The following is a 16,706-nucleotide window of genomic DNA, read 5'->3' on the forward strand; positions in this document are numbered from 1 at the left end:
TTCTTATTTCTTAATCAATTTAGCACCCGCTGTTTTATTCGTATCTGTTTTTATCGACACCAGATAAGCCCCCTGAACCAAAGCCTGGGTATTAATCTTCGTCACTCTGTTCTTTGTTCTAACACTCTGAATCTGCCTTCCGCTAATATCATACAAAAGAATATCTGCATCTTTAAAATCAAAACCAATTTCTACATAAGTGTAATCTGATACAGGATTCGGATAGATTTTGATATCATATTTTTCAATCAATTGGTCAACCTGCTTATCACCTAATTTTATCATCTTCCAGTTTTCCTTTCCTAATTCCTCAGTGCTTGTTCCTGCTAGTATTATTGAACCGTCTCTATTTAACTTCAAATCTGAAAGCCTTTCTTCCTTCTTTCTGGATTCTCCTTTTACATGTTTCCGCCATTGCTCGTTTCCATCCTGGCTAAGATAAAGTATCCAAAAAGTTTCATTATTTTTTTCTATTCTTCCCTCTGCCTGAGTATAGCCACCTAATAAGATTCCTTTGGAGGAGTTATCATTTTCTGAATGCAGCACAGTCATTCCCATTAAGATATCTCTGTTACCCAAATTATATGATTTCTGCCACTGTTCATCACCTCTTTCATTTAAAGATATCAACCAAAGATCCGAACCTTCTTCGATTCCCACAGACTTGTTTCCCGATCTCTCTGATCTGGATTCTCCGCCGATTAAATATCCCGCTGATGTTAATGTTAAAGTTCTTATATGATCATCACCTCTACCACCATAATTCTTTTCCCACTCTACTTTACCATTTTTATCTAATTTGACGATCCAATAGTCGCCTTCTCCAAAGTTTTCTGTTTTCTTTGATCCTCCTGTTTTGCTTCTTGAGTAAACACCAAGTAATGCTCCGCCGTCTTTTGTTGGAATCATTTTCTCTACTTCATCCAATCCTTTTCCTCCTAATATTAACTGGGATAATTCTTTTCCGTCTTTGTCCAATCGGATAATCCAGGCATCTTTGGAACCATATCCTTTTGAAGCATTCTGTACATTCCCTACCACAAAGAACCCTAAGTCGGTAGTTTGAATGACAGCTCTTGCTTCTTCATCAGCACCTGTTCCTAAAGTTTTTTGCCACAACTCGTCTCCAAACTCATTTAATCTAATGAGCCAGATATCGGATCCTCCTTTAGAGTCATCTTTTTTATCCAATCCTTTGCCAGAATAGGAGGTTCCAGCAAGGAGAGATCCTCCATCCTGTGTTGTAGCAGTAGCAGACAGATAATCATGGTTAGCACCTGAGAAATATTTTTCCCAGACTTCTTCACCCTGTTGGTTAAGTTTGATCAGGTGAAAGTCATAACCGTTGTTTTGTTTTTGGCCACTAGTTGCCTTCGATTGGCCTTTAGCCTGAATGCTGCTTCCCGTGATAAGGTATTGCTGATCAATTGTTGTGGTAACTTGGCTTAGAAAATCCTGTGTAGAGGATTTGATATCTTTCTGCCATATCACTTCCTGGCCAAACATGCTTAAAAATACATGTAAGCATGATATTGTGAAAATTTGAACTCTCATCAAGAACAATTATTAGTTTTTGATAAAAATATATAAATTATTAAACATAAAACAATATTTTATCAAAAATTAACATAAAAAAATCATATCATAAATAAAGTAATTAATAAATAGCTACAATACCAATTATAATAGGAAAAATAAAAAGACCTTATCATAAATTTTATTAAGATCTTAAGTACAAAAAGATGAAATCTCGTAAAAATTGAGATTTTATAATATTCATCTTCAAGCCATAAATCTTATGTATAGACTTGAAGGTCTACAGATATTGGTATAATAAATGATATGAGTAATGTCGAAAACTTGTTGCAGCAGATCCATACTTATTGACGATTTGTTAATTTAAAAGTTAAAATTTGTTAATCGTGGCTTTATGTACTAATTATTTTTGAAATTTGTTCTACAACCAAAATTTTATTGATATGAAAAATTTGAAAAAGCTTAATAAAGCAGAATTAAAAACAATTGTTGGAGGAGCAGATTGTACCAGACTATGTTTTGTAAATGATAAATTAACATGCGTTCCATATAACTCATGTGGTGGTCCTGGACTTGAGCCATAAAAAAACTATTTTTCAAGCACATATTTCTAAAATATTTTCAATATCCGTGAAAAAGTGTTTGAAAATAATCTAATCTAAGTCGCTTTATTAGACAACTATATGATAGTTGTCTATTTTTATGTCAATTAAAATTTGCATTTCAGCTCTTTACACAATCTATAATCTGTAGCTTTTGCTTTAAATAAATTATTGAACTCCTATACTTAAGATCCTATCAAGGTTTTCAAGAAACTGATGCGAAGATAATCCTGCCAGGTCACTTACCTCACACTTTAAATTGTGAGTTTTTTTTTCAATAATTCTCCCAAAAGCGACCCAACTCTAGCCAGGTATTTTTAAACACTAATAGAATGTCTCCCAACCATGCACCTTGTCCAAAGCAACGCTAAATTTTTCTTTCCTATTCATAAAAAATGCCCCTAAAAAGTGTTTAACTTTTTGGGGACAATCCAATGAAGTATGCACCTGTAAAATGGAAAAGTTACTTCGAATTTGAATGTATAAATTTAGTTAATCAAAACTTATACAAGCTCAATTCCAGCTCAAATCAGTTGTCTATGTATCAGAGTTTTTTAAGGGAAAGTTTTCACTAAAATATTCGTTTACTTTTTTAAGACGGCCGAATCAACTTTAACCAAATTCTGACCATAGATCAACATTAAAATTACCAGTTAACGAGCAGCTTTGATCCTTGATCTCACCGCTTTGTATACCATAATTCCTAGCTGGGAAAGCAATGTGAAAGCAGTTAGGGGTAGAAAGTACCCCTTAAGAATTGTACTATAGGAAGTCAGTTTGACTATTTCTTCGGTAATCGCATGTTTATCCGTTAGCATCTTAATAATCCCAATGTTCTCAAGAAGATCAAAAATGCCTGCTAGGACCGGTAAAAGCAAACTATAGTATAGTTTGGTATCCCATAATTGATTTTTGATCAACAGCCTTGTAATCAAAATTGTAAAGGTTACCGTATACAATAAAATAAAGGGGATGTCGGCATATAGCTCAAGCGAACAATAATTCTCCTGTCCTTCAATCTGCAGCTTATCAAATAATTGCTGAACATATGCGGGATCATATCCCTTGAACATGGTATCCAGAAGTTGCATTTCACCCAATAACAGCTGAAGTTTTGGAATGAGGATGAAAGACATCACTATAAAAAAAATAACCATTGGTATGGCGAAGGCCCAAATACTTGTTCTTAAAGAAAAATTTTTAATTTTCTGTTTCATTTCGATAGTGTATAAATGCGTTTTTAATACGCTGGTGGGTGATTTTATTTTGCTTTCACTGATTAGCAAATCATTTAAATCTATTATCTTCGCAAAGATATTTACTAATGAGATATAAATAAATAGTAGAAAATGACCATTTTTATGAGTTCAGCTAATCCATCCATCAACGAAATACTCGACCAGACATTTAGCGGTGAACTTGATCCAAAGATGTCCCTTGAAAAATATAGACATGTTGCTTTTATTTTCTCTGTTCTACAAAATTCGACAGCAATCCTTACAGATTTAAAATCACAAAAGAATTATATCTATCATGGCGCACTCTCAGAATACCTAGGCATAGGAGAAAGAATGACATCTGAAATTTCAGATCACCTCTGGAAAGAAAGCGTTTTGAATAACATCCACCCAGAGGATTTGAAATCCAAGCAGACAATGGAACTCCAATTGTTTCATTTCTTAAAAAACAAACCTTTGGATGAACGTTTAAACTATTATCTTATAATGAGAATCCGAGTGAGGGCAAAGAATAAGGAATATGTTCCTCTAGAACTGAAAGTATTTTACGCATCGTCCCAAGATAGTATTCAGCTCGTTTTATACCTGTACAGTTTTACTTCTGTCAACAACCAAGAGATAAGTTCATCCGGTACAATCCTTGACTCAAGCAACGGTAAGACATTTTCAAGCACAGACTTTCGCCTGAAAAACATTCTCTCAAAACGTGAAATCGAAGTTTTGAAAGAAATCGCCAGTGGCAGTAAGAGTCAAAGAATCTCAGAGAAACTTTATATCAGTAAAAATACCGTTGACCGTCACAGGCAAAATATAATCGAAAAATTAAACGTAAAAAATTCTACTGAAGCTTGTCATGCAGCAACTCTGATGGGTATTATTTAAGGCAAGCTCGATAATGTCCACGCCCAACCCCATACATTATAAAGATTAAGAATTAACAGGCTAGCATCAATTTGACAGACCTTTTCGGACCCTGGTCAATGTTTCCCGGGTTATGCCAAGGTATGAGGCAATTTGACTAGTAGGAAATCTTTGAACAAGCTGAGGGTACAAAAGCGAAAAGTTTTCATATCGTTTCAATGCGCTGAGATGTATCGCATGATCCCTACGCCTTTGCGTGGCAATATGATGATTTTGATTGATATACCAGAACATTTCCTTAAAAGCAGGAATCTCCAGGATCACCTCGAATTTATCTCGCGGTACAGCAAGTAGTTCAGAATTCTCATTGGCCTCAATAAAAAAATCGGACGGCTTCCGGCTCATGTAGCTCTTCATGTTGACTGCCCACCAGTCCTCAATATAAAACTGGAGGATATGATCGGTACCATTCTCATCCATACTGAACAGACGTAACGCTCCCTTGACTACGAATCCAGCATATTCATTGATCTGCCCTTCTTTAAGAAAATAATGTTTCTTTTTTATTTTTATTGGCACCATTAATGCCTCTATTTCCAGCTTTTCGTCGCTGGAGAGCCTGGTAATGCTATTGCGTTCGATGTAATCAAAAAATTTATTAAACATTCTTTAATTGTACTCTTTTTTATTAAACGGCGACATGACATCAGGCAAAGTTAGGATTTTTCACCGAATACACTTTAAGGTTGTTTTAGACACTACAAGATATTTAACTCCATTTATTTCTATTTTTGTTTAGTTTATCAGTGCTTAGTAAAACACCCGGAGTCAATATTTTTGTAAGTGATTTAATCTGGTCATGCCAGGGAATGAAACTTAGTAGGTTTTGGGCGACAGGCTGATTTACTTTAATTTTTATAAATTATAATGTTATTTCGCAAACCATGAATAATCGAGTTTACGATGGGTAATCCAATAAACCCTCAAACTGTCCGTTCGAAGGTTCATTGGTAAAATACCTTTTGTCTTGCTTATTCTTCTATCTTATTTCATCATACTGATGTTGGTGAGGCCACCATCGGAAAGAATTTCTGTACCTACTATAAAAGATGAATCATCAGAGGCTAAAAATACAGCAGCATTTCCGATATCAGAAGGCAGCCCTTGCCTTCCAACTGGTGTAATATCGATCCACATCTTCTTAACCTGATCCAATTGCTCTTGCGGAACTATTTTCCCAAAAACCGGAGTATCGATCGATCCCGGTGATAGTGTATTCACTCTTATTTTTCTATGGAGTAAATCCAAAGATAAACCCTTGGCAAGTGATATCACAGCTGCTTTTGCTGCTGCGTAAATGGTCATGCCAGGTGCGGCGCGGTGGACAGCACTAGATCCGATCAAAATTATCGATGCACCGTCATTGAGGTAAGGGAGCGATCTTTGGACAGTGAAGTACGTGCTTTTCAGGTTGAGATCCATGTAGCTATCATAGTTCTCCTCGGTGACATCATTGATTGCGGCCATTGGCATACCATCAACAATACCTCCGGCATTTACAACAAGTACATCGATCTTGCCAAACCGCTCACTAGTCTTGTTGAAAATATTTTCCAGATCCCTGTTAACCGTTACATCTCCTGTTACACCCAGAAAACCCGTACCCAATTCCATAACTGAACGGTCTAATGTTTCCTGATTTCTGCCGGTAACTACCCCCACTGCACCTTCATTTTTGAAAGCTTCCGCAATTCCGAAGCCTATTCCACTGTTACCGCCTGTAATGACAGCAACTTTATTCTTTAGTTTGTTCATTTCTTTTTATCTTAATTATATTCCGTAGATACCTCCTGAAACGGAAATCTTTTCTCCGGTAATCCATGCAGCCTCGTCAGAGGCAAGGAATACGGCTACTTTTGCTATATCTTCCGGCCGCCCGGTACGCCCTAGCGGTGTAGTGGCAACTAATCTGGCTTCAAAATCGCTTCCGATAAATCCTGCACTATGCGAACCTTCTGTTTCCACCACGCCTGGCAAAATAGAATTGATACGGATATTTCTTCCACTGAACTCTTTAGATAACGCAATGGTAACGGCATCTAATGCTGCCTTGGTTGCAGAATATACACTCCCCGTCGGTAAAGGGGTATTACTTGCACCCGAGCTAATATTGATAATATTACCACCCTGATCGCCAAAAAGCTTGACCGCACCTTGAATGGCCAGGATCGAGCCTAAAACGTTGGTATTGAACTGATGATGAAACGACTCTTCTGTTACCTTCTCAATAGGTAAGTACTGGTATATCCCCGCATTATTTACCAGGATATCCAATGTGCCGAAAGTATTTTTTGTTTCTTCAAATAGCCTGGCTACATCAGCCTGGTTTGATACATCACCCTGTAGAGCAACAGCAGTTCCTCCATTATCTTCAATTGTTTTGACAACTTTATCGGCGTCTTTTTTGCTTGATACATAATTTACAACCAACTTCGCCCCTTCTCTGGCAAAATGACGGGCAATTGAAGCCCCTATACCTTTTGATGCACCCGTGACGATTGCTACCTTGTTTTTTAATCTGCTCATTTTTATTGATTATTGAATTATTGAGCGGCAAAGTTAGGTTACGAAAATATATTTTAGTTACTTTGTTTCAAAAAGTAACAGTAACCTCTAGGTAACAAAGTAACATATGGAGTGTAAACCAATTGATCAAAATGATCGTAAAAAAGAAATGATGGCTATCCATGATGCCATGGATGTGTTGAGCGGAAAATGGAAAATCTACATCATCTCATCTATATGCCACTACAATAAACGGAGATTTTCCGACATTTTGAATGACGTCGTCGGAATTTCAAATAAAATGCTCAGTAAGGAACTAAAAGAGTTGGAGTTCAACAAACTTGTAAAAAGAACAGTTTTGGATACACATCCTGTTACCGTACTGTATGAACTTACCAAGCACGGCAAGACGCTACAGACCATTATCAACAATTTGACAGACTGGGGACTTCAGCACCGAAAGGAGATTATAGGATAGAACAGCATATTAAAAAATTGTATAGAATTCGTCTCGTTAAAAAAATAAAGCTCATAAGACGATCTAAAAAAAATTATAATTGCTATTTTTGATTAAACTACCCTATTATGAAAATCTACATTTTTATTTTTTGTGCGTTCTTTTCAATTGGAACTTTTGCTCAGGGAACTCAGACCGGTAAAGAGGATATGCTCCAAAAAACCAACGGAGAAATACTCAAAGGCAAAATACTGCGCATCACGGATAACGACATTACGTTTGTTTATGCTGGAGAAACTGCAGAGTATGTGATTAAAAAGACTGATGTATCCAAAATCGTTCATTCAAGTGGACGTGTTGAAGACTTTGCTGGAAACAGCACGGTACAGGTACGTCAGAAAGAGCCCGTATCGATGGTAGCCAGCCCAAGCGAGCACCACAACCGGATTGCCATCCTTCCCTTTACCTTCCTGATGGACAATCAACAAGGTGCCGAAGAAATAGGTATCAAAGCACAGCAAGACGCCTATGCTTTTCTATCTCAGCATTCCATGGGATATAAGATTATTGATCCGCGAACAACTAATTCAACCTTAATACAAGCAGGGGTAACCCGTGAGAAAATGATCGGTTTTAGTATGAAGAACCTCGCTGATATTTTAGGTACGGAGTATATTATAGAGGGTACTATAAGCCAAGCAAAGGGGTACATGACCAGTTCTACTATTGGCAGAAGTAGCACTACTATCAAGGGAGATGGAGGCAAGATCAAAGAAACAGGTGTTGGCTCATCAACCAGTGACAGTGCACAGCAGTATGATGTCACTGTTATGCTCCAGATTTACATGGACAATAATGTAAGCATTTACAACAACAGTCATAAAGCATTTTGGCCAACCACGGATGGTTCTTACACTGCTCCATTGGAATATGTTTTGAAACGATCTCCTCTGTATACCAAATAACGAATATTTCGACTTCTAGAAAATGCAAGTAACCCAACCTATAAACTAATTTCAACAAATTACTTTGAAATCCTGAAGATTGTTGGAAGTTTAATCGCCCAATGAATTACGGTAATGAACTCAACCATTATAAAACAGGACTTTTGGAATTCGAAGCCATAAGAATTTTCTGCGGTACATGTACTGTTGGTTGCCGGCGGCGTAATTAGTTGTTCTCTTTGTTTTTGTAAAACAAAGAGAGGAATTCCTGCGTATCCTTTTTTCTCTAGTCGATGTAATATTTACTTGCAATAAAATATAATTCGAAAAGAATGAAGAAAATCACCATAACAGCATACCATGTAGATTTTTTACTTTTTGAGAAGGCAAGTATAATACAAAGCGAAATATGGCTAATCATTTTTATGCCGTACAAGGGCATTAACCTTTCGAAATATGCTGATCCTTTAAGCAGAGTATCTAGGATATCCACTACATAAATCATAGCTAGTCCAAGAAAAATCCATTTTTTCCTTGAAAAAAAATAATTCCTATAGCTGTCGGAATAATCTTTAACATCAGATGGATAGAGGAGCTGGCAAAGTGTAAAGTATAATAAGATATAGACTATTATTAAAATATATTCTGTAAATGTCCACACTTGCACTCCTCTGAGATTATATTCCCACCACCAAAAATGGATCATCTGGAGAAATACATAGAAGACTAACAAAAGGTGGAGCCAGTAAGGTTTTGTTCTCCCTGGATGTTGTATAAACTTTACTGTACCATTCAATAGCCCGCCAATCCCCAAGCTTAGAATAATACTAATTACTGTTTTGATATGGTTAAAAAATTCCATTTAATAGCCTACATATTTATTATCTTGCTTATCTCTATTGTTGATGGCTGTCCGTAATTTTAATGCGGCCTTAAATATAATAAAAAACACGCTGATTTGTATTTTGGGACTGATAAGAGTCTTATACTTGAAGATCTCTTGGTAAAATGCGTTGGAAAGCCTGAATATTATAATTAGCTAGTAGATTTTTATGAAAAACTGTTTAAAGAGTTTTATTGTCTGTAAATAGTTTAAGAAGCAATAAACGCTTTTATTTTTTAAGACTTTAAGGATTTAAGTCTCCTATCATCTAAAGTTATCCTCGCGAAATAATTTTAGATTTTACTCCCGAAAGTTCATCGATCTAATACTTTATTTTTTGTTCAAAAATATTCATTCATTTTTTAATAAGATTCTATTAAGGCTTGTTTCTGCTCAATTTTGAAATAAGTTCCTTTTATTCTATAAAAAGAAACAAATTGAATTCTATCGCTTTTTTTAGATTTTCTGATAATAGTTTCAAGGTTTGAGTTTAGGCTGGTTTCGGATCACAAAGTTTCAAGTTTTACCTCAACCTATTAACGTAAACCCAGTGTCCGAGATTTGCTATTTTATTCTAGAGCTTATTTCATCAAATTTTTCAAGCAACAAAAGAACGGCAATAAGTAAACATACTTTTTCCATTTTGACTGACCTTGTCCTCTTGATTTACAAGCAATTACAGCAAATAAGACAAGTAAGATTGCAATTGTCGGAACCTCCATATAATTAAAGAATATTTCACGGGCATAAATAGTTAAATATTCACTTGCCCAATAAATTAAGACATTGGCGCTTAAAGCAATTGATGTAATGAGTATTGCACTATTTTTTAGACATTGCTGGCGAATAAAACTACTAGTCCAAATTGCGATGAGTAAGGAAAAATAGACTAAAACAAAATAATGCCCATATTTAAAATATTCTTATAGGATGTTTAAAGTTGACCTTACCGCTTCATCAAGCAATGTGCATCTTTAGCCAGAAAGTTTGTCAGATAATTTGATATTGCACAATCCTGACCGCCATTCCAGATTCGGGATTGAATAGGAATTAGAAATAGATTTAAAAGAATTCCCAGAGCGCTTGCTATAATTGTTATTCTTTCACTAATGAATTGTTTCATCTTTTGTCATTTTTAATATTAAAATTATCTGACAAAAATACAATGATAAAAAAACGCTTGCATTTACATATGTAAAATTCCAATAAAACCTTTGAGATAATCTGGTGAGAAATTAAATAATCTCTCTTAATTCGTTACTCATTATTAATAATAAGATAATGTACTTTATTTGAAAAGCCACAAAACTGGAATAGAAATTGCTTATAATAGCAACAAACAACTACATAAAATTACCGGTAATGCAAAAGCTGAAACAAAGAGTTTTTATATTGATAGAGAATATTAAAAAAACAATTTTCGTTGATGATGAAATATAGTTAGATGTACTATCATTAAGATAAGTGTGTGTTTCAATTGTACACGTAGACACTGTTTCAGGAAGTGTTTTCGTTATCTTTGTTATTTTGATGTAGGTTTCTAATGACTCCCTTTTTTCTCCTTTAATTTTAATCATCAGGGAATTGAGCTCCGCTTGCATTTCGTTATCTTCCGTTCTAGTTTTTCAAGTTTCATCAATTTAATGGTGACTTCCGCTTTAATACCTTGTCTAAAAATCTAATTGCTTTAGTTTTTGCAAAGTCAATTTTTTAGCGTCCAACTCACCCAAAGCAGTTTGAGATATTCTAAGTCCAGTATATCCATTTCCCGAAGTGCCGAAAAAATTACGGAAAGAACAAAATAATCAGATTCATTTGGTAAAGCCGATTTATAAGCCTCAAATGCCTTTGTTTTTAAAAAATCGTTTTCTTTTCTGAACCACATCTGCATATAGGCAGAAGCGCTCCACGCTCTGCAATTCGAATTTGTATCATTCAATAAGTGGTTTTCAAGAATATTCGTGTCGGTACCTTTCCCAATCCAACCTAATACAATAATTGCTCTATCTCTTTTATAGTCGTTATTACTTTGTGTGAACTGCCGCGCATAGACTAAGATTTTAGATTTATATTTTTTGTTGAGCTTTCCCAACAAGAAAATAATATCTGCCTGAAATTCTAAATCTTCGTTGTCATCTAATTTCTCAAAATCATACAATGTTTTAACTTTTCTACCCATAAAAGTAATCATCACAGGACTAGTTACTTATTTTTATAAAGGCTGGTAAAGTGCATTTTGAATCTATATTTTGAAAACATAAATTCAGAAATAAATATATATGAAAAAACTTGGTTATTTCTGTGAAAAGGAATTGACCATCTTTCGGTAGTCCCTGTCATTTATATCAGATACCTTGATCTTAATTCTAAAAGGCATTTCTTTTTCCTTCAAATCAACATCGATTACAATTATATCAGCAAATACCGATCTTTCGATTTTAAACGAGCGTAATTTGTTCACAGGATATTCAACTAAAGGAAATACAATCCCTTTTTTTGATGGATGATAGTATTTGATTGAAAATATGAAACCACTATTTTCAAATTGAAATACTTTAAGACTTGTTATTTTTTTAATGATTAATATACTTATTACAAGAAATATCCCGAGTAACGGCCATCTTAATTCCACCGGTATAAGAGATTGTAAGACAAATCCACATACTGCCAAACAGCAATTGAATACGAGAAGAAATTGCCAAACCCTCATTTTTGATATTACTTTATCTTTATTCGTTAAGACCATAAATTTTATTAATAATTTTTTACTATAATATTTTAGTTGTACTTATACGGCAAATAGCTTTTTCCATCGAGCTACCGTATTTCTACTTAATTTGTAATGGTTAGCTAATTGTGTATTACTTAATTTGTTTTTTTTTTGGTATTGAAGTATTTCCATAATGGTATCCTGATTATAAGAACGATGCCTTTTATTAAACTTCCAACTTTCTGCAGTGACGGCCCCAAATATGATCGTGTTAAGGTCTATCACATCTAGATGTGATAATGTTTCTTTATTCAATAAGCTTTCGCAGTCTTTCTTTTTATGTTGAAACCTGGTGTTCAGAATATCAGTATAAATTCTTTTGTAATCGGGCATATTTTCCATCAGATACATTTACTTATTTTTTACCGGATCTTATATTTAGCCATCCATCTGCGTAATGTCGATTTAGGGATCTTGTAATCATTGATCACTTCAAGTTGCGTTTTTTCATTGCTTTCAATTATTTCGAGTATGTAAAATATCACTTCCTTCGTATAAAGGTTTTTCCTGAACTGCGGTAATACAGAATCAGTTGGCCTGTTATAATTCGCTCCCATGGGAGAGGTAAATAGTATGAGGTGCTGCGAAAAAAAACGGAAAAAATCGTATTCTAGAAGCTTACACCATTTCAACAAGACTTTTGTCTCTAATGTATCCTGCTGATACATATTATTAATTTCCTCTTCCTTAAGCTTCATATTGTTACATATTCTATTCATATCTATGCCCATTTCCGTTACACGGGTTTGTATAAGGGAACCTATATGAATATCTTTAAAATCAATGTTCATTGTTATTATGCGTTTCTAATTATTTCTCGTAAAGCCCTCTCCATCTCTCTTACTTCATCGGTGCTTAACCCATGGAGGCGAAGAGAGATGGCTTCTGTATCGCCATCACTTTTTTTTATGACCATTGTCAGATTAGAATTTTCAATTGCGCAGTTTTGTAGCCCTACTGATGGGAATTCCCTTAATATACCATGATGGTATCTTTTAAAAGGATGGCAATACCTGATCTTTATCTGTGCGTATGAACTCTCAAATTCAACAACACGTATTGCAGAAAGCGCCAACGAGAAAACCAGCAAAAGAAAGACTCCGACAATTACCGGAATATTGCTGTATTCAAATGATGTGATTATACAACTTGCTATCATTGAAAGATCAAGAAGTATCAAGCATAAAAACGTAAACATAAATAGCCTTATGTACTTTTTATTGTCAAGTTTGCAATTTGCCATTAACTTTAGATATTTTGAATTCTTAAAATAGAATTATATATAAACATGCACATACATCGCATCCAGATGTGAGAATTGAGATTTACAGGATATCTTCAGTATTCCAGTAAGAACAATCGTAGGAAAACTTATGGGACAATTTCTTTTTCATGGCTTTATATTTTAGTTATTATTTTTAAGCCTTTTCACGTTATAATTGAAAAGCTTTCAATAAAACATAGTCCTACTAGACTATCATCTCCAAAATTTCTGTAATTAAGAAAACTTATTTACAGAATGTTTAGAAAAGCTTTCGTTAAGAATCCATTGATAAAAAAATTATGATTAACAAAAGAAGTTTTAATCTTCAATTTTTACATTTCAGTAATCTTAAAATCTTAATGCAATAATAGCTAACAAAAACATCATAAAAATTAAGAAGGGTATCAGTTTTAATGAATATTCTATGAATTCTACAGTAGAAAAAAAGCATCAAAATATTAATTACCAGAACTATACAAGTCTTTCTCAATTAAAACATTAGCCCTCTTAATTTTCCGAAATGTAATGGTAAGAATAAGGAGTAAAACAGAAGAAAACAAGATTACAATAATGCACCATTTTAAAATTTTATTGTTTTGTTCCTGCATTTTCTGATCAGCGTTTTTCTGATCTTGCAAGAGCAGATTATTAAGTACCTCAACCTGAATTTTATTTTTTTCTGCCATCTTCTGTTCATAGAGGACATCGTAATATTTACTCTTTTCAATCTCTCTCAGTTTCGAAAAATTCTGAGATAACTGAAAATAAGTATCAATATCGGTCTCAGAAATATTTGTTTTATCTTGGAGTTTCAAAATATAAAGCAGCATTTTGTTCGATTGATTAAAATCATTTCTCAAGGCTAAAATTCTAGCAAAACTTAAGTCAGCAGATTGATTTAATACATTAGAATAAATCTGATGAATACCTGATGACAAATCACTTTCTGAATAATTTACTTTTGAAAGATTCAGATAAATTTCTGCGTCTTTCAGATTATTCATCTCTATTAAACAATTTGCTTTATTAAGATAAGCCAACTTGACATTCATTTTAGATAAAGGATTATTTGCTGAACGATAAACTGAAATTGCTTGGTCGAAGTATTCCAATGCTATATCGCAATCAAGCGTATAAGCATAATTCATACCTTTTAAATAGAGTATATTACCTTTAATATGCTGTACTGAGCTTGGTAATTTAATTTTTTCAAGAATATCCTCTGCTTTGTTAAGATAATATTTAGCTTTATCATTGACTTGAAGTGACTGATAAATGTTTCCTAGGATTCCTAAAAACTTTACCTGCAAAACGTTGTTATTTGCCTGTTCCGCCAAACTCAGCCCTTCTGTTCCATAGTGTATAGCCTCACTAAACCTTCGTGTTTGATTACAGACATTGAGCAATGAAAATAATAGACGTGTTCTGAAATTGTCATCTAAATCACTATTATTATATATTTTAACACCTAAATAATATGATTTTTCAGGATTTGAAATGAGATATTTCTCCATCTCTTTTACATTTATAGAATCATATTTCTGACAATAAATATAATCAGAATATAACAGTAAAATGAGTATATATATAAATCTCAGGACTAATTATTTTAAAAGTTGAATGTACTGCACCGGAGAAATACCTTCGATACTTTTGAACACAGAGGAAAAAACACTGTGAGATGAAAATCCGCTCTCTTCTGCTAGATATTTTATTTTATAACTTCGATAAACCAATTCATTATTGAGTTTCTGCTTGATATACTCGATTCTCATCTCATTAATGTAAGTTGTAAAATTTTTCTTTTTGTAAGTATTGATGATTTCAGAAATATATTTTGAATTGGAATCAAGTTTATTAGCCAATGATTGGATAGAAATGTTTGGATCCAAAAAAAAATTCGTTGATTCCAATTTTTCTAGCCTCTCTAAAAGAGTAAGTTTTACGTTTTCTGAAATGACCTGAGGTGTCTTTTTTTTTACCAAATTTTTTAACTTATCTGAAAGTAACAGATACGTTTTACCCCTTAGTTTTTCATGTCGTATTTTGACAACCAATAAAATTAATACAATACATGACAAAAGAATTATACTTATCAATATAATAATTCCTCTTTTCTTTGCAAAAATATATTCATCGTAGTGCTTAGTTTCAGTCAAATAAATCCATTGAGAGCGAGCCTGCGTTATTGCTTTATTCTTTTCCCTGATTTGTTCATCTCTTTGATTTGATACTAAAATATAATTTGAAACATCTTTTTTACTATAATAATAATCTAGTAAAAAATTGTAGTAAATAGCTCTCAGTTGGAAATTAGTGGTATTATTTATCTCTTTCTTGGCTTTTGCTAACCAAACATCAGAAATATTTGCAGGAAATAATTTCTTTTTTAAAATATCAAATCCCATATCATCCGGATAATAAGATAAAATTTTTAAAACGGGAATACGGAATTCAGGAGATTTAGTTATCCAATCATCTTCACTCAAATTGATTAAGACAAAACTAAAACTATCCCTATAATTATATAAACTTTTATTCGTGATTTTTGGGAGAATATTTAAAATTATTTTAATTGCTTTTTCTTTTCGTCCCAGTAAGATTAATTCATTTGCTTTTAAAATTTCTTCGTTAAGCTTAAACACAGAATTCTGATTATAATCTGTGCCGAAATCTACTTTCTTGATACCTGCTGAATATAAAATATTCCGATAAGAAACAACTCCGCTAACATTTTGTTGATCTTTTGTTTGAATTATTTTCTTAAGTGCTTCATTATAATTGTTTTCATAATAATAAGCCTGAGCAAAAAGTCTGTTACACTTATTTAGAACCTCCCTATTTTTATAATTTATTTCAACAAAACTGATTAAATCTCTTGTTTTTGCGGGATTCACTATCATTTGTGAATCTATTTTATGAAATATCTGATTCTTATCTGATGCATGCTGTGCCGATAGCTGATGAAAGAGTAATCCGAAAACATACGCAAGAAAAAGCCTCATAGCAGATTAACTAAGTTTTAATTGTATAAATCTCTCAGAAATAAATAACTGCACAATAGTATTACACGGCAAAGTAATCGGTTATAAAAACATTATCATAATTCAAAAATACTATAAATACTATAAATACTATAAATACTATAAATACTTAATGTAATAACAAAAATACAAAAACTTCAATAATTCTTTTTAAAATTACTTATCATTATTGATAATTAGTTTCCTGCTTCTTGCTAATTTTAACACATACAAGTTGAACTTGCAACTATTTTTTGAGACAAAATTTATATACTTCTTTATGCTACATTTTTAGATTGATCAGACATTAAATTTTGATAATCTTTTAAGTCACAATTAATCTATAATAAGCAATGACTAATTAAATCTTGCATACTTGCCAATATGCTTTTTTCTCTTATGGTGTTGACTGGGCGAGATGAAAGTGTGGTTAGTAGCCGACCATTTGTCAATCCATATCTTATGATGACTTTAATTTTTACAAATAGAGAAAAGTTTTGCGCCTTTAAATGTTCATGTATGCTTAGCATTCTCATAATAATTACATCTTCTTTCTAAAGTCG

17 protein-coding genes are annotated in these 16,706 nt (G+C 33.3%); 4 read left to right on the forward strand and 13 right to left on the reverse strand.

The features are described 5' to 3' along the window. Positions 1–3: 3 nt before the first annotated feature. On the reverse strand, positions 4–1,554 hold the full coding sequence (locus tag J7E44_RS04700; protein ID WP_214826060.1) for a T9SS type A sorting domain-containing protein: 1,551 nt from the start codon (positions 1,552–1,554) through the stop codon (positions 4–6). Positions 1,555–1,979: 425 nt separating this feature from the next. On the opposite strand from J7E44_RS04700, the gene J7E44_RS04705 reads away from it, so the two are divergent. Then, positions 1,980–2,120 (forward strand): bacteriocin-like protein, encoded by a 141-nt coding sequence (locus J7E44_RS04705; RefSeq protein WP_214826062.1) that lies wholly within the window; start codon positions 1,980–1,982, stop codon positions 2,118–2,120. Positions 2,121–2,791: 671 nt separating this feature from the next. Here J7E44_RS04705 and J7E44_RS04710 read toward each other — a convergent pair. Then, the gene (locus tag J7E44_RS04710; RefSeq protein ID WP_214826064.1) at positions 2,792–3,274 is read right to left on the reverse strand and encodes a hypothetical protein; all 483 of its coding nucleotides are present in this window, start codon (positions 3,272–3,274) and stop codon (positions 2,792–2,794) included. A gap of 225 nt (positions 3,275–3,499) precedes the next feature. Here J7E44_RS04710 and J7E44_RS04715 point away from each other — a divergent pair, with 225 nt between their 5' ends. Further along, positions 3,500–4,258 carry a response regulator transcription factor gene (locus J7E44_RS04715; RefSeq protein WP_214826066.1) on the forward strand — a complete coding sequence of 253 codons (759 nt, stop codon included), beginning with the start codon at positions 3,500–3,502 and terminating at the stop codon, positions 4,256–4,258. A 66-nt stretch (positions 4,259–4,324) separates the two neighbouring features. Here the strand turns inward: J7E44_RS04715 and J7E44_RS04720 are convergent, their stop codons facing one another. The 3 genes from J7E44_RS04720 to J7E44_RS04730 all read right to left on the reverse strand — a co-directional run bounded on the left by J7E44_RS04720 (position 4,325) and on the right by J7E44_RS04730 (position 6,823). Continuing rightward, positions 4,325–4,819, reverse strand: a complete 495-nt coding sequence (locus J7E44_RS04720) for a Crp/Fnr family transcriptional regulator (protein ID WP_214826068.1) — start codon at positions 4,817–4,819, stop codon at positions 4,325–4,327. Between the two features lie 462 nt (positions 4,820–5,281). Beyond that, positions 5,282–6,052 carry an SDR family oxidoreductase gene (locus tag J7E44_RS04725; RefSeq protein WP_214826070.1) on the reverse strand — a complete coding sequence of 257 codons (771 nt, stop codon included), beginning with the start codon at positions 6,050–6,052 and terminating at the stop codon, positions 5,282–5,284. Positions 6,053–6,067: 15 nt separating this feature from the next. After that, positions 6,068–6,823 (reverse strand): SDR family NAD(P)-dependent oxidoreductase, encoded by a 756-nt coding sequence (locus J7E44_RS04730; RefSeq protein WP_214826072.1) that lies wholly within the window; start codon positions 6,821–6,823, stop codon positions 6,068–6,070. 106 nt (positions 6,824–6,929) lie between these two features. Here J7E44_RS04730 and J7E44_RS04735 point away from each other — a divergent pair, with 106 nt between their 5' ends. Continuing rightward, positions 6,930–7,280 (forward strand): winged helix-turn-helix transcriptional regulator, encoded by a 351-nt coding sequence (locus tag J7E44_RS04735; protein WP_214826074.1) that lies wholly within the window; start codon positions 6,930–6,932, stop codon positions 7,278–7,280. Positions 7,281–7,387: 107 nt separating this feature from the next. Continuing rightward, positions 7,388–8,224, forward strand: a complete 837-nt coding sequence (locus J7E44_RS04740) for a hypothetical protein (RefSeq protein WP_214826076.1) — start codon at positions 7,388–7,390, stop codon at positions 8,222–8,224. A gap of 265 nt (positions 8,225–8,489) precedes the next feature. Here J7E44_RS04740 and J7E44_RS04745 read toward each other — a convergent pair whose 3' ends face one another. From J7E44_RS04745 to J7E44_RS04780, 8 genes are all read right to left on the reverse strand, one after another. After that, positions 8,490–9,065, reverse strand: a complete 576-nt coding sequence (locus J7E44_RS04745) for a hypothetical protein (protein ID WP_214826078.1) — start codon at positions 9,063–9,065, stop codon at positions 8,490–8,492. Positions 9,066–10,032: 967 nt separating this feature from the next. Next, positions 10,033–10,209, reverse strand: coding sequence for a hypothetical protein (locus J7E44_RS04750; RefSeq protein WP_214826080.1), 177 nt, complete (start codon positions 10,207–10,209; stop codon positions 10,033–10,035). 579 nt (positions 10,210–10,788) lie between these two features. After that, positions 10,789–11,277: a HEAT repeat domain-containing protein gene (locus tag J7E44_RS04755; RefSeq protein WP_214826082.1), complete on the reverse strand. Its 489-nt coding sequence runs from the start codon at positions 11,275–11,277 to the stop codon at positions 10,789–10,791. A 597-nt stretch (positions 11,278–11,874) separates the two neighbouring features. Further along, positions 11,875–12,189, reverse strand: a complete 315-nt coding sequence (locus J7E44_RS04760) for a helix-turn-helix domain-containing protein (protein WP_353050441.1) — start codon at positions 12,187–12,189, stop codon at positions 11,875–11,877. A 29-nt stretch (positions 12,190–12,218) separates the two neighbouring features. Then, positions 12,219–12,647, reverse strand: a complete 429-nt coding sequence (locus J7E44_RS04765) for a transposase (protein WP_214826084.1) — start codon at positions 12,645–12,647, stop codon at positions 12,219–12,221. Positions 12,648–12,652: 5 nt separating this feature from the next. Further along, positions 12,653–13,099 (reverse strand): hypothetical protein, encoded by a 447-nt coding sequence (locus tag J7E44_RS04770; protein ID WP_214826085.1) that lies wholly within the window; start codon positions 13,097–13,099, stop codon positions 12,653–12,655. A 479-nt stretch (positions 13,100–13,578) separates the two neighbouring features. Beyond that, a complete protein-coding gene (locus tag J7E44_RS04775) occupies positions 13,579–14,634 on the reverse strand; it encodes a hypothetical protein (RefSeq protein ID WP_214826086.1) in 1,056 nt (351 codons plus the stop codon). Between the two features lie 90 nt (positions 14,635–14,724). After that, complete coding sequence (locus J7E44_RS04780; protein ID WP_214826087.1) at positions 14,725–16,125, reverse strand: helix-turn-helix domain-containing protein; 1,401 nt, start codon at positions 16,123–16,125, stop codon at positions 14,725–14,727. Between the last annotated feature and the right edge of the window lie 581 nt (positions 16,126–16,706).

It is taken from the genome of Chryseobacterium sp. ISL-6 (assembly GCF_018613715.1).
Classification (GTDB): domain Bacteria; phylum Bacteroidota; class Bacteroidia; order Flavobacteriales; family Weeksellaceae; genus Chryseobacterium; species Chryseobacterium paludis.

Coding starts and splice junctions, on each gene's coding strand:
- J7E44_RS04730 (WP_214826072.1), bottom strand. CDS start 6,823: ATGAGCAGATTAAAAAACAAGGTAGCAATCGTCACGGGTGCATCAAAA.
- J7E44_RS04710 (WP_214826064.1), bottom strand. CDS start 3,274: ATGTCTTTCATCCTCATTCCAAAACTTCAGCTGTTATTGGGTGAAATG.
- J7E44_RS04760 (WP_353050441.1), bottom strand. CDS start 12,189: ATGCCCGATTACAAAAGAATTTATACTGATATTCTGAACACCAGGTTT.
- J7E44_RS04755 (WP_214826082.1), bottom strand. CDS start 11,277: ATGATTACTTTTATGGGTAGAAAAGTTAAAACATTGTATGATTTTGAG.
- J7E44_RS04720 (WP_214826068.1), bottom strand. CDS start 4,819: ATGGTGCCAATAAAAATAAAAAAGAAACATTATTTTCTTAAAGAAGGG.
- J7E44_RS04715 (WP_214826066.1), top strand. CDS start 3,500: ATGAGTTCAGCTAATCCATCCATCAACGAAATACTCGACCAGACATTT.
- J7E44_RS04740 (WP_214826076.1), top strand. CDS start 7,388: ATGAAAATCTACATTTTTATTTTTTGTGCGTTCTTTTCAATTGGAACT.
- J7E44_RS04750 (WP_214826080.1), bottom strand. CDS start 10,209: ATGAAACAATTCATTAGTGAAAGAATAACAATTATAGCAAGCGCTCTG.
- J7E44_RS04725 (WP_214826070.1), bottom strand. CDS start 6,052: ATGAACAAACTAAAGAATAAAGTTGCTGTCATTACAGGCGGTAACAGT.
- J7E44_RS04705 (WP_214826062.1), top strand. CDS start 1,980: ATGAAAAATTTGAAAAAGCTTAATAAAGCAGAATTAAAAACAATTGTT.
- J7E44_RS04780 (WP_214826087.1), bottom strand. CDS start 16,125: ATGAGGCTTTTTCTTGCGTATGTTTTCGGATTACTCTTTCATCAGCTA.
- J7E44_RS04765 (WP_214826084.1), bottom strand. CDS start 12,647: ATGAACATTGATTTTAAAGATATTCATATAGGTTCCCTTATACAAACC.
- J7E44_RS04770 (WP_214826085.1), bottom strand. CDS start 13,099: ATGGCAAATTGCAAACTTGACAATAAAAAGTACATAAGGCTATTTATG.
- J7E44_RS04775 (WP_214826086.1), bottom strand. CDS start 14,634: ATGGAGAAATATCTCATTTCAAATCCTGAAAAATCATATTATTTAGGT.
- J7E44_RS04745 (WP_214826078.1), bottom strand. CDS start 9,065: ATGGAATTTTTTAACCATATCAAAACAGTAATTAGTATTATTCTAAGC.
- J7E44_RS04735 (WP_214826074.1), top strand. CDS start 6,930: ATGGAGTGTAAACCAATTGATCAAAATGATCGTAAAAAAGAAATGATG.
- J7E44_RS04700 (WP_214826060.1), bottom strand. CDS start 1,554: ATGAGAGTTCAAATTTTCACAATATCATGCTTACATGTATTTTTAAGC.